General features: G+C 57.2%; 12 protein-coding genes and 1 CRISPR repeat array. Of the genes, 10 read left to right on the plus strand and 2 right to left on the minus strand.

Annotated elements, in window-relative coordinates:
• Positions 1 to 8 precede the first annotated feature (8 nt).
• The 6 genes from INT20_RS07115 (at position 9) to INT20_RS07140 (ending at position 5,438) form a co-directional block, all read left to right on the plus strand.
• Entirely contained in the window at positions 9 to 410 is a 402-nt protein-coding gene (locus tag INT20_RS07115) for a fumarate reductase subunit C (RefSeq protein ID WP_087110953.1), read from the plus strand.
• The gene (gene frdD, locus INT20_RS07120) at positions 407 to 826 is read left to right on the plus strand and encodes a fumarate reductase subunit FrdD (RefSeq protein WP_192528229.1); all 420 of its coding nucleotides are present in this window, start codon (positions 407 to 409) and stop codon (positions 824 to 826) included. The genes INT20_RS07115 and frdD overlap by 4 nt, the downstream gene beginning before the upstream one ends.
• Before the next feature lie 41 nt (positions 827 to 867).
• Positions 868 to 1,728, plus strand: coding sequence for a 1,4-dihydroxy-2-naphthoyl-CoA synthase (menB, locus tag INT20_RS07125; RefSeq protein WP_192528228.1), 861 nt, complete (start codon positions 868 to 870; stop codon positions 1,726 to 1,728).
• Positions 1,728 to 2,702 (plus strand): o-succinylbenzoate synthase, encoded by a 975-nt coding sequence (gene menC, locus INT20_RS07130; protein WP_192528227.1) that lies wholly within the window; start codon positions 1,728 to 1,730, stop codon positions 2,700 to 2,702. The genes menB and menC overlap by 1 nt, the downstream gene beginning before the upstream one ends.
• An 18-nt stretch (positions 2,703 to 2,720) precedes the next feature.
• A complete protein-coding gene (locus INT20_RS07135; protein ID WP_192528226.1) occupies positions 2,721 to 4,124 on the plus strand; it encodes an AMP-binding protein in 1,404 nt (467 codons plus the stop codon).
• A 93-nt stretch (positions 4,125 to 4,217) separates the two neighbouring features.
• On the plus strand, positions 4,218 to 5,438 hold the full coding sequence (locus tag INT20_RS07140) for an MFS transporter (protein ID WP_192528225.1): 1,221 nt from the start codon (positions 4,218 to 4,220) through the stop codon (positions 5,436 to 5,438).
• 153 nt (positions 5,439 to 5,591) lie between these two features.
• On the opposite strand, the gene INT20_RS07145 is transcribed toward INT20_RS07140, so the two are convergent.
• Both INT20_RS07145 and INT20_RS18365 read right to left on the minus strand, forming a co-directional pair.
• Positions 5,592 to 6,449 (minus strand): PhzF family phenazine biosynthesis protein, encoded by an 858-nt coding sequence (locus INT20_RS07145; RefSeq protein ID WP_192528224.1) that lies wholly within the window; start codon positions 6,447 to 6,449, stop codon positions 5,592 to 5,594.
• 10 nt (positions 6,450 to 6,459) lie between these two features.
• Positions 6,460 to 6,624, minus strand: a complete 165-nt coding sequence (locus INT20_RS18365) for a DUF1127 domain-containing protein (RefSeq protein WP_192528223.1) — start codon at positions 6,622 to 6,624, stop codon at positions 6,460 to 6,462.
• A gap of 255 nt (positions 6,625 to 6,879) precedes the next feature.
• Positions 6,880 to 8,130: a CRISPR direct-repeat array (repeat unit 29 nt; unit sequence CCGTTCCCCACAGGCGTGGGGATGAACCG).
• Positions 8,131 to 8,248: 118 nt separating this feature from the next.
• Here INT20_RS18365 and INT20_RS07155 point away from each other — a divergent pair.
• The 4 genes from INT20_RS07155 (at position 8,249) to cas3 (ending at position 12,223) form a co-directional block, all read left to right on the plus strand.
• Entirely contained in the window at positions 8,249 to 8,527 is a 279-nt protein-coding gene (locus tag INT20_RS07155; protein WP_192528222.1) for a type II toxin-antitoxin system RelE/ParE family toxin, read from the plus strand.
• A 151-nt stretch (positions 8,528 to 8,678) separates the two neighbouring features.
• Positions 8,679 to 8,963, plus strand: a complete 285-nt coding sequence (locus INT20_RS07160) for a HigA family addiction module antitoxin (RefSeq protein ID WP_222114781.1) — start codon at positions 8,679 to 8,681, stop codon at positions 8,961 to 8,963.
• 182 nt (positions 8,964 to 9,145) lie between these two features.
• Positions 9,146 to 9,313, plus strand: a complete 168-nt coding sequence (locus INT20_RS18370) for a type II toxin-antitoxin system HicB family antitoxin (protein WP_193056722.1) — start codon at positions 9,146 to 9,148, stop codon at positions 9,311 to 9,313.
• A 240-nt stretch (positions 9,314 to 9,553) separates the two neighbouring features.
• Positions 9,554 to 12,223 carry a CRISPR-associated helicase Cas3' gene (gene cas3, locus INT20_RS07170; RefSeq protein WP_193056670.1) on the plus strand — a complete coding sequence of 890 codons (2,670 nt, stop codon included), beginning with the start codon at positions 9,554 to 9,556 and terminating at the stop codon, positions 12,221 to 12,223.
• The last annotated feature ends 57 nt before the right edge of the window (positions 12,224 to 12,280 follow it).

A 12,280-nucleotide genomic window follows, 5' to 3' on the forward strand; every position in this document is an offset into this window, starting at 1 on the left:
GAAAGGGTATGGATAAGTCGACATCTCAACGCTTTGTGCCGTTAAAACGTAACTGGTGGCTGAAACTCCGCTTTTTTAAACTCTATATGCTGCGTGAAGCGACGGTGTTACCGCTGGTTTTTTTCCTGCTCTGCATACTGGCGGGCATGGTCGCGCTGCTCCAGGGCCCAGAGAGTTGGCAACGATGGATCGCCTTTATGGGATCTCCCATCGTTTTGCTGCTCAACCTTTTGGCGCTAGCCGCCAGCCTGTTTCACGCGGCGACCTTTTTTGTGCTGTTTCCTCGCGTTATGCCGCTGCGTATCGGTAACTACCAACTGCCGGATAAGGCGATTGTGGCGGGGCAGTGGGCGGGCGTTCTGGCCGTACTGCTGCTGTTCATCTGGCTGTTTGGGAGGGCGTCTGTATGACTAAACCAACCATGAATGCGTCAGGCGCAGGCAGCCAGCGCACGAATCAGCCACTCCACCACCAGGCCTACGATGAGTCGCTGTGGTGGGGGCTATTCAGTGCAGGTGGCGTCTGTTTTGCTGTGCTGCTGCCCTCTGCCATCCTGTTTTTTGCCGTGCTGCTTCCCTTGGGCTGGCTACCTGCCAACGCACTCAGCCATGAGCGTGCATCGGCACTGCTATTCAGCGTGCCAGGCTTTCTATTTGTTGGTGCGGCGGTCTGTTTGCCGCTGTTTCATGCCGCCCATCGCCTGCGCCACGGAATGTTTGACCTTATTTTGGGCCGCGACACTACCAATAAAAAGCTGATGTATGGCGCTGCGGCGCTGTTAAGCCTTCTGGCACTAGGGCTGGTCGTGGCAGGTATGTTGCGCTAAGCCCGAAAGACGCCAATACCTAATAAATCAGGGAACTTTGAATGATCCACGGACTTACAGAAGCGGAACTCTATCAACCGGTTGAGTGGCAGGACCACTCCGGCGACTACCAGGATATTCGGTATCATATCTCCAAAGAGGGCATTGCGCGCATTACCATCAACCGCCCAGAGGTGCGTAACGCCTTTCGCCCCTTAACGGTTAGCGAAATGATTCAGGCGCTTGGTCGCGCACGTCACGATAGTAGCGTCGGCGCGATTTTGCTCACCGGCGCAGGCGATAAAGCGTTCTGCTCCGGCGGTGATCAGCGTATTCGCGGTGACTATGGCGGCTACCAGGATGAGCAGGGCACTCATCACCTGAACGTGCTGGATTTTCAGCGCGATATTCGTACCTGTCCCAAGCCGGTTGTCGCCATGGTGGCAGGCTACGCGATTGGTGGTGGGCATGTGTTGCATCTTATGTGCGATCTGACCATTGCGGCGGATAATGCGGTTTTTGGTCAGACCGGCCCCAAGGTAGGCTCTTTCGACGGCGGCTACGGTGCCTCGTATATGGCGCGCATTGTGGGCCAGAAAAAAGCCCGCGAAATCTGGTTTTTGTGCCGCCAGTACAGCGCTGCGCAAGCGCTGGCGATGGGCTTGGTCAACCACGTGGTGCCGCTGGATGAGCTTGAAAAAGAGAGCGTGCGCTGGTGCCGGGAGATGCTGCAGCACAGCCCCATGGCGTTACGCTGCTTGAAAGCGGCACTGAATGCCGACTGCGATGGCCAGGCCGGGCTGCAGGAGCTAGCGGGTAACGCCACTATGCTCTATTACATGACTGATGAAGGCCAGGAGGGGCGTAACGCGTTTAATGAGAAGCGGCCCCCGGATTTCTCACGTTATCCGCGTAACCCTTAATGCCATTAGCGCTTTACCACTACGCGCTGCCACTTCGCCAGCCGCTGCTGCTTAACGGCCAGTGGATCACGCAGCGTGAAGGGCTGTTGGTGTCGGTTAACGGGCAGTGGGGTGACATTGCGCCACTGCCCGGCTTTTCAGTTGAAACCTTAACCGATGCCGAGACTGAAAGCAGGGCCTGCCTAACCGCCTTGAAGCGCGGTGAAAAAGCAGTGCCCACGCTCCCTTCGGTACAGTTCGGGTTCGGCTGTGCACAGCACGTTTGGCCCCAACACTGTCCCGCCGCGTTAGCGCCTTACCCACTATTACAAGGCGAACCTGTATCGCTGATCGCGATGCTGGATCGCGCGTTAGACAACATACTGAAGGGCGGGCAGCCGCCACCTTCGCGTCTCAAGCTCAAGGTAGCGCGTTACGCCATGAGCGACGAGCTAGCGCTAATTGCCAGGCTGTCTGAAAAGCTGCCCGCTACCCAACTGATTCTGGATGCCAACGGCGGCTGGACAAGGGAAGAGGCCACGCGGTTTTGTCGACAGCTACCACGTGAAAAGATCGACTACCTGGAAGAGCCTTGCTCCACTTTTGCTGACACCATTGCCGTGGCCGATGCAGCGGGTGTGAAGATTGCGCTGGATGAAACGTTGTCACGTAACGCGCCCTGGTATTCCCATCCTCATATTGCCGCCCTAGTGATTAAGCCTACATTGATAGGCGCATTAAGCGCCTGCGAGGCACTTGTACAGCGGGCGCGGGCAGATAATCTGCGGGTGGTTATTTCCTCAAGTTTCGAGTCTGACCTTGGCCTGGGCTTGCTGGCTCGGCTGGCCTGCCAATGGGCGCCCGAAGAACCACCGGGGCTGGATACCGGAAACTGGCTGGCTGAACGGGTAACCACCACGACAGGTGATGTCGTTGCCGGGCGCTTAACGTGCCTCTATCAAGCGACGTGTCTCTATCAAGCTATGCAGGAATAACCAGGAGCGTGCCGAGTGATGCAGCCTTGCCCCGTTAACTATTGGGCCACCGAAACTCCGCAGCATATTGCGCTACACAGTGGCTCAGTGACGCTTACTTATCGAATGCTCGACAGGCGTATCGCCGCGTTGTCGCGACAGCTGGCGCAAAAGGGGTTTCAGCCTGGGGACAAATTAATGGCCCCGGCCAAAGGCGCATTGGCCTCGCTATTATTGGCCTGGGCTTGTCTGCGTGTCGGGGTGGTTTTCTGCCCGCTTAACCCGGCCTTTCCAAGCGCCCAGCAGCACGCGCTTGCCCAGCGCCTGCAGGCCAGCCGCATTTGTTATACGGAAGGTGAGCAGGGCGACGCGCAGGTAACGTCATCTGCTCCAGCGCCGATTACCCTCGATTTTTCCGAAGAGCTAATTACCGAACAAGCGGTGCAGCTGAATACCGAACAGCGCTGTAACACGATTTTTACCTCGGGTTCCAGCGGCATGCCTAAAGCGGTACTGCATCGGCTGGGGAATCATCTGGCCTCGGCCAATGGTTCGGCAGCCTTAATTCCTGTTGACCAACAGAGCGGCTGGCTCTTGTCGCTACCGCTGTTTCATATTGGCGGCTACGCGATTCCCTTTCGCGTATTTCTCGCAGGTGGCCGGGTCATTCTGGATGATGGTGATGCGCCGCTGGCTGCACGCCTGGAACAACAGCCTATTACGCACCTTTCACTGGTACCCACTCAGCTCTGGCGCTTGTTACAAGCGGGCTTTGACCCCGCCAGGACACAGCTGCGCGAACTGCTGTTGGGCGGCGCGGCAATCCCCGCACCGCTGGTGGCACACATGACCTCGCTGGGGCTGGCGCCAAAAGTTAGTTATGGGCTATCTGAAATGGCAAGCCAGGTCTGTACCGGTGCTCCCTCGGCACCAGGTGTTGTCGGCAAGCCACTTCCGGGGCGCGATGTTCGGATTATCAACAATGAAATACAGGTGCGGGGCGATACCCTGTTTAGCGGCTATTTAAATAATGGTGCGCTGGACCCAGCCCTAAATGATGAGGGTTGGTTTGCCACGCGGGACAAGGGGTATTTCAATTCTGCGGGGGAACTGGTGGTTGAAGGGCGGCTGGATAACGGCTTTATCTCCGGCGGTGAGAACATTCAGCCGGAAAGCATCGAACAGCGGTTGGTGGATCACCCTAGCGTCGCCCAAGCGCTGGTGGTTGCTGTGCCACACCCCGAGTGGGGTGAGCGCCCCGTTGCCTTTATTGATTGGCAGGCGAAAAGCGGCGAAGATCAGGCCCTGGCCCGTTGGGTGCGCGAGGCGCTGCCGGGCTTTATGGTGCCCGATGCATGGTTGGCGTGGCCCTCGGTGAAAGGGCTAAAGCCCTCACGCACGCACTTTGCCAAACTGGCCCAAGAGCAGTTGGCGGTGATGTAAAACGCATCCATTAACGTTCGTTGGCTATGTGAGTTTCCATTCTCGACTCGCCTTCTGAGAAGGTGGATCTCTTTATTTTTGATAAGGACATTTATGAGCTCTTCTCAAGCGCCGGATACGCGGCGCGCAGGCGTATTTTTAGGGGCGGCGCTCGCTTTCATGATCACCATGGTGGGCACCACGCTGCCCACGCCACTTTATCCGATCTATCAGCATGAATTTGGTTTTTCGGATCTGATGATTACGGTCATCTTTGCGGCGTATGCGGTGGGGGTCATTTCAGCGTTATTGATTACCGGGCAATGGTCTGATCAGCTAGGGCGTAAGCCGCTGCTGCTTGCCGGGCTTTTCCTGTCAGCGGTAAGCGATATCGTATTTTGGCAAGCCGATGGGTTAGGCATGTTGCTTACCGGCCGCGTACTTTCGGGGCTTTCGGCGGGCATCTTTACGGGTACTGCCACCGTGGCTGTCATGGAGCTGGCACCACGTTCCTGGGGGCGCTCCAGCACGTTGGTTGCTACCGCCGCCAATATGGTCGGGTTAGGTGTCGGGCCGATACTTGCGGGGGCGCTGGCCGTGCTGTTTGCGGCACCGTTGGTGCTGCCGTTTGCTATTCACTTCGCGTTAGCGCTGGTAGCGGTGGTGTGTATCTGGCGAGCGCCTGAAACGGTTACGCGCCCAGCGAATATCAAGCTTCGCGTTCAAACACCTAAAATCCCTCCTGAGGTGCGCAGCGTTTTTATACCCGCGGCTATCGCAGCGTTTGCTGGTTTTATGGTGTTCGGTTTTTATACCGCAGCAACCCCCGCCTTCCTGGGCCAGCAAATGGGCTACACCAATCATGCACTGATAGGGTGTGTGGCAGGGCTGCCGTTTATCGCCTCGACCGTTGGGCAAATGTGTCAGGGGCGGCTGCCTGAGCCTGGAAGATTGCCGATTGGGTGTGCTGTGCTGCTTGTCGGTGTGCTCATCATTGCGTGGGGGATTGCTTACGAGCAACTGCTGGGTTTCATACTGGGCGCCATTGTTGCGGGCATTGGTCAGGGCATTACCTTCCGGGCGGGCATGGGCGCGATATCGGCGGCCAGCTCCCCTCAGCACAAAGCGGCAACGGTATCGTCTTTTTTCGTTGTTGCCTATGTGGCGATCTCGCTGCCCGTCGTCGGTATCGGCCTACTGGGGATAGTAGCCGGTCAACAAATCACCGCGCTAACGTTTGATCTAATCGTGGCGCTGCTTTGTTGTGTGGCGTTGGTGCTGCTATTGAAGCCACACCGTCTTGGCCGTGGAGCTACTCGCGACGCTGGCCGATGAGCGGTACCGACGTATCAAACTTATGCCGCTTGCGCTGTGCTTTTTGGGTCTCTGCCATAGCGTTATAGAGGATACGCTGCTGATCTTAATGCTGGGTAGGATAACGATGCTTGGATCAATCAGTGAACGATTAGTTGGCTTTCAAGCCGCTTGTTAATCTCTCAAGTAAAGCTCCCCCTTGCCCACCAGTACAGCACTGCCGCCTACCTGAACCAGGCCGTTATACAGGGTGGTTTCAATAACGCTGGCGCGGCCCATTTCAACGCCTTGATAGAGTGTCCAGTGCGTCGTTTCGTTAAGGGCTGCCAAATACCCGGTTAATGCCGCTGCGGCACTGCCGGTTGCGGGGTCTTCGCAAAGGCCATGTTCTCTGGAGAACATGCGGCTTCGAAGCGTAGCTTTTGAGCGGTCAGCCGCTTCTGTTGCGTAAAGATATATTTGCTCCGCACCGCTCGGGGCAACGGTCTCTGCCCATATGGTTGCTGAAATGTGTATGTTTTTTAGGGCTGCGGGGGCGCTCAGCTCGATCAGATGAAACGCCAGCCCGCAGGATGAGATAACCGGCGTGCCGATGACCTGATGGGGTTGCAAGCCGAGTAATGCCACCGCCGATTGCTGGTCCAGTGTGCTTGGCGTAATGCTGGCGGGCCTTGCGGTTGTAAACACGGCGTTCTCACCTGAGTAGCGAATGGGTAACTCGCCTACCGGCGGGTGAAGCACCAGCGTTTGCGTACGGCTAATCAAGCCAAGCTCGGCTAGAAGCTGCGCGGTGCCGACGGTCGGGTGGCCGGCAAATGGTAGCTCTTGGGTGGGCGTAAAGATCCGCATCGGGTAGTGGTTTGGCTCAATGGGCGCACTTAAGAACACCGTTTCGGCAAGATTAAGCTCATTGGCGATTGCCTGCATGGTGGCTGTTGTCAGCCCGTCGGTGTTTAAAAATACCGCCAGCTGATTGCCCGTGAAAGGCTGATGAGTAAATACATCGAGTAAGTAATATTCAGCGATTTTCATACTGGTCTCTTCAAGTTGTGTGTTTCCAAAAGGATTTACGGCCCTCCCTTTGTGCCTGGGCACGGGTGATGCCAATATCTCTTAGCAGCCGGTCATCAAGTGTCAGCAACTGGCGGCGGCTACGTTCGCGGTGGGCGCATATTTGAGAGCGTAGCTGAGCCAATGAATCATCCAATACGCACTACTAACGAGCGCCCTTCACGAGTAACCCGCCGTTGGCGAATGTATATGCCATAAGAGAGGTCGCTCTTCATAAAAACGATGCATACTTATACCTTTGGCCGAGGCTTGGTGCGATTTTTATAGATTCCTGCAACATTCTGATTTTACTGTTCTTTAAGAATATCTTTCTGATCAAAAATTGACCTAAATCGCTGGTGGATTTTCTACTGCCTATTTTTATCTTGCAGAACAGTCATCTACAATTAGACCGTTCCCCACAGGCGTGGGGATGAACCGGCTCTGTCTGCTACTCGCTGGGCTTCTTCCTGCCCGTTCCCCACAGGCGTGGGGATGAACCGGTATGTTTTATCTGAAGCTTCTGCTGTGAGGCCCGTTCCCCACAGGCGTGGGGATGAACCGATAATCCCATACAGATCTACCTGCGTGATACGCCGTTCCCCACAGGCGTGGGGATGAACCGAGGTTCTGTCACCTAGTGCACTCGAAGTAACCCCGTTCCCCACAGGCGTGGGGATGAACCTTGACGCGATGACCGACAGCATTAACGACGATCCCGTTCCCCACAGGCGTGGGGATGAACCGCCCGGCGTGCCGCTGGTGGCATTTTGCTGGTCCCGTTCCCCACAGGCGTGGGGATGAACCGTATCACGGTCATCCGCAGGAATGTGTGTCAATCCGTTCCCCACAGGCGTGGGGATGAACCGTCTGGATCGTTGGCGGAATAGACGCAGTTCAGCCGTTCCCCACAGGCGTGGGGATGAACCGTCGAAATTGATTTTACTACCACGTGTAGTGTGCCGTTCCCCACAGGCGTGGGGATGAACCGCCTGCTCATTCCGAAGCGCCGCATTGGTCAGACCGTTCCCCACAGGCGTGGGGATGAACCGACGCGCCGCAGCTACTTTCACGATCTAAATCACCGTTCCCCACAGGCGTGGGGATGAACCGCCTAGCCAGCCACATATAACCCAAAGCAATTGCCGTTCCCCACAGGCGTGGGGATGAACCGAGGTGGTGTGCCACGGTGATACGGTCATCGTACCGTTCCCCACAGGCGTGGGGATGAACCGAACCCTTGCAGGAAGCGGCGACCCAACAGATCCCGTTCCCCACAGGCGTGGGGATGAACCGGCCTGCATGTTGAGCCTGGGCTTTCAGATGTGCCGTTCCCCACAGGCGTGGGGATGAACCGCCCAGCGTCTGTTTTGCATCACCCCACAAATCCCGTTCCCCACAGGCGTGGGGATGAACCGAGAAGGCGGCTGGCCGATCACTCATGCAAGCCCCGTTCCCCACAGGCGTGGGGATGAACCGCAACAGGAGCGATGCCGTGGAAAGCAGGCCTACCCGTTCCCCACAGGCGTGGGGATGAACCGCTTTTTGCTGATTGCGTTCATGCATGCACCCTCCGTTCCCCACAGGCGTGGGGATGAACCGATGGCGCCCGGAATTTGTCCGAAGTGCTTGATCCGTTCCCCACAGGCGTGGGGATGAACCGTATATATAAAAAGGAGGGGTATAAGGGGTGTACCCATAATGCCTACACACATTGTAACGCGTAGCGTTACGCGCTACAATGTGTGTAGATTCGACGGCAAGGGAGGCAAAGCGATGCGATGATAAAGAAAATCAAACACAAAGGCCTGAAACGGCTTTATGAGCGGGGGGAGCCCCAAGGAGTACAGCCTAACCATGTAGACGATTTAAGAGACATACTGGCAGCACTGGATGCCGCAACCAAGCCAAACGATATGGATTTACCAGGTTTTGATTTCCATGGCTTGAAAGGTGATAAGAAGGGCTTTTTTTCAGTGCATGTAAACGGTAATTGGGTAGTGATATTTACGTTTGATGGGGAAGATGCACACCTTGTTGACTATTTAGACTACCACTGACGGCGGCGCTCCTTGATAACCGACACGATACGGTTATCAAGGGCCACCGGATGGTTTCGCCACTTGAGCGGTAGCCACGATTGCACAGCCTCTAAATATACAGATTAAAAATATTGTGCATGACGATGATGATTATGATGAGGATAACGTGATGACGATGATGAATCCGCCGCACCCAGGCAGCTTGTTACGCCGCCGGATCGTGCCCGCGCTGGGGCTGAATGTCACTGATTTTTCCAAGAAGCTAGGTATGTCCCGCACAGCGGTATCCCGCGTTTTGCATGAGCATGCCAGCATTTCCCCTGATTTTGCGGTTAGGCTTGAGCATGGCGGTATTGGTAACGCTAAGCACTGGATGACCATGCAGACCAACTACGACCTATGGCAAGCCGAGCATAAAGAGCAAAATCATATTGAAAGAATCGCTGTTGTTTGAATGGGTAAGTTACTAATTCACCAGTCTAAAGCTCAACGGATCGTGCCGTTGGGCTTTTTTGCTTGGGAACTAGATAATGGCGAACGACAATGAACTTGCAATCGATTTCGACCATGGGCAGATAGCGTATGAGGCCTATTCACTAGCCAAAGTCATGGTAGAAGAAAGAGAACGGCTGGGGAATCATCGAGATTAATATCACGCCCTACCTGGTTAAAACCGAAAAGGTGAATGTGACGTTGCCAGGTCACGTCATCCGCCAGATCGACAAATACGTTACTACGCACGGTATTAAAAGCCGCTCTGCGTTCATTGCCTCGGCGGCATTGGAAAAGCTGACCCACACGTAACGAATAGCTTGGCTCAAAGAGGAAGGCGTATTTATGTGGCGACGCTGAAGCCGCCGGCCAAATGGAAAACCCGCTCTCGACCAAGAGCGGGTTTTTTCATGATGACGCAACGCGTTCATCCATTGGTCGTTTTGGACCTTCCTTTCAACTTCCAGACACGCTACCGTCGGTTTTGGTTATTTCGCTAATTTTACTGAGCTGGCGTGGCTGCCATCCAGATCAAGGGAGAATGTTTTGACCATGCCGACTCGATCTTCACGCCTGCAGGCCTATCACCGTTATGCCGGCAAGGCCCTGCCGGGGCAGACAGAAGATGCTTGCCATCTGTTGGCTTGGCATAGCCTGGATGTAGCGGCCGTTGGTTGGCACCTGCTTGCGCCGGAGCGCCCGCTGACGAAGCAGCTGGCGGCGCAGCTGGGTATTGAGCCCGAGCCATTGCGGCGGCTAATGGTGTTTTTATTAGGGCTTCATGACCTCGGCAAGTTCTCCCGCGCCTTTCAGGAAGTGCTGAAGCTCGCGCTCGATGGTATGGCCCCGCCGCAAGGCAAACCCTATAAGCAGCGTCACGACCGTTTAGGAGTGCTGCTCTGGGACGCTTGTTGGAAAGCTTGGCGCAAGGAGGGTCTATTACACTGGCCAGAAGGGGAGGCGCCGGCCAGAAAGCTGTTGGCGCCGATGGATAGTTTGATGGCACCGTTTTTCGGCCACCATGGCCGCCCCGTAGCAACCGGCCAACTCACATTTGCGGACTTTTTCGTCGATGATGGCGAGCTGGATGATGCCGCCGCTGCGGGTGATTTCGTCGCCGACTGGGCCGCATTGGTCGAGCCCGATTGGCCGGTTGAAAAACTGCTGGATGAAGAGTGGCTGGCGCGTTTCAAGACACTTAGCTGGACGGTAGCCGGGTGGGCGACGCTCAGCGACTGGCTGGGCTCGCACCGCGACTACTTTCCCTACTGCCAGAAGGCGATGCCGCTGGGCGATTACTGGCCGCGAGCGCTCGAGCAGGCCGAAGCGGTGCTGAACGCCACCGGCTTTGCATGCCCGCCGGAGCCCGTGCCCTACGCCGGGCTGGCACAGTGGTTTTCAGGCAAGGTGACGCCGACCCCGCTGCAGCAGAAGGCGGAAGACTTGCCGCTTCAAGCTGGGCCGCAGCTGTTCATCCTCGAAGACGTGACCGGCGCGGGCAAGACTGAAGCCGCCTGTATTCTGACCCAGCGACTGCTGGCCGATGGCCACGGCGAAGGGCTCTATTTCGCGCTGCCTACCATGGCAACCTCCAACGCCATGTACACCCGCCTAGGGGATCTTCATCACCGCTTCTACAGCGCTGCCTCAAGGCCCTCGCTGGTACTAGCCCACGGCGCGCGGGCGCTTAATGAAGCGTTTGAGCAAACCATCGTACAGCCCGACCACGACGACTATGACGCGATAGACGCCAGCGCCTCGACCCAGTGCAACCGCTGGCTGGCAGACTCGAACAAGAAGGCGTTGCTGGCCGATGTGGGTGTGGGCACCATTGACCAGGCGCTAATGGGTGGTTTGCCGTTTCGCCACCAGTCGCTTCGTCTGCTGGGGTTGGCGCGCAAGGTGCTGATCATCGACGAAGTCCACGCCTTCGATCACTACATGCAGACCCTGCTGCACCAGTTGCTGGCCCACCACGCCCGCCAAGGAGGCAGCGCCATTCTGCTGACGGCCACGCTGCCGCACGCCATGCGCGAGGCGCTGACAGTCGCGTGGCGCCACGGCTTGGGCGTTGATCCCCGTCCGCTTGAAGCACACGACTACCCGATGCTGACCCACTGTGGAAAGGGCGCTACCCACGAGGTGCCCGTCAAGACGCGTCCGGAAGTCGCACGCAGCGTGGCCATCGCATGGCTTGAAAGCGAAGACGAAGCCATCGAGCGCGTGCTGGCCGCTGTGGAAGCGGACGAGTGCATCGTCTGGGTGCGCAACACCGTCGATGATGCGATCCGCGCCTATCAAACGTTACGCGAGCGCCACCCCGATCCGGAGCGGTGCCTGCTCTTCCACGCCCGCTTTGCCATGGTGGACCGCCAGCGGATCGAGTCCGAGGTCATTCGTCGCTTCGGCAAGGATTCCACGCCGCCTTTGAGAAGTGGACAAGTGATTGTCACCACCCAAGTCTTCCAGGAAAGCCTGGACTGTGATGCCGACCAGATGGTCAGCGACATCGCGCCCATCGACCTCTTGATACAGCGCGCCGGGCGGCTGCAGCGCCACCAGCGCGGCGAACGCCCCGCGCCCGTGCTGCAGGTACTCGCCCCCGCGTGGAGCGATACCCCCGGCGCTGATTGGCTGAGCCAGGCGCATCGCGGCACCCAAGCCGTTTACAAGGACACCTCGCTGATCTGGCTGACCCAGCGTGTGCTGCGCGAGCAGGGCGCCATCACCATGCCGGGTGAGGCGCGTACCTTGATCGAAGGCGTTTACGCTGCCTCGACGGATGACCTCCCCGAAGCGTTTGATCTGGCGCACTTCGAGCGCACCGGTATGGATAAGCAGGCGATCTCGATGGCCACCCACAACGCATTGAATCTGGAAGACGGCTACCACCTCAACGGCGACTTCGACCCGTGGCAGGAGGAGCGCGAGATGGGCACCCGGCTCAGCGACGAGCAAAGTGTCGAGGTCGTGCTGCTCAAGCGCCGGGGAGATGAACTGGTGCTCTGGGTAGAAGATCACCGCCACGCCGACCGACTGAGCCGATGTCGCCTGAGGGAGAGCCAGGTCAAGAAACTGGCTCAACTTCCGGGGCACTATACCCAGCAGTGGGAAGCGCTGCAGGAGCGCCACCGTGCCCTGCGCTTCGTTCAGCCTTGGCTGCCTGAGGAGGACGACCAGTGTGGTTACGATGAGCAGTGGGGGGTTAGTTTTGAAAAATAAAATCCCCGCTGACGCGGGGAACGATTGGCTGTTTGCGCCAGTAACGGTTCATCCTCT

It is taken from the genome of Halomonas citrativorans (assembly GCF_014898005.1).
Lineage (GTDB): Bacteria > Pseudomonadota > Gammaproteobacteria > Pseudomonadales > Halomonadaceae > Vreelandella > Vreelandella citrativorans.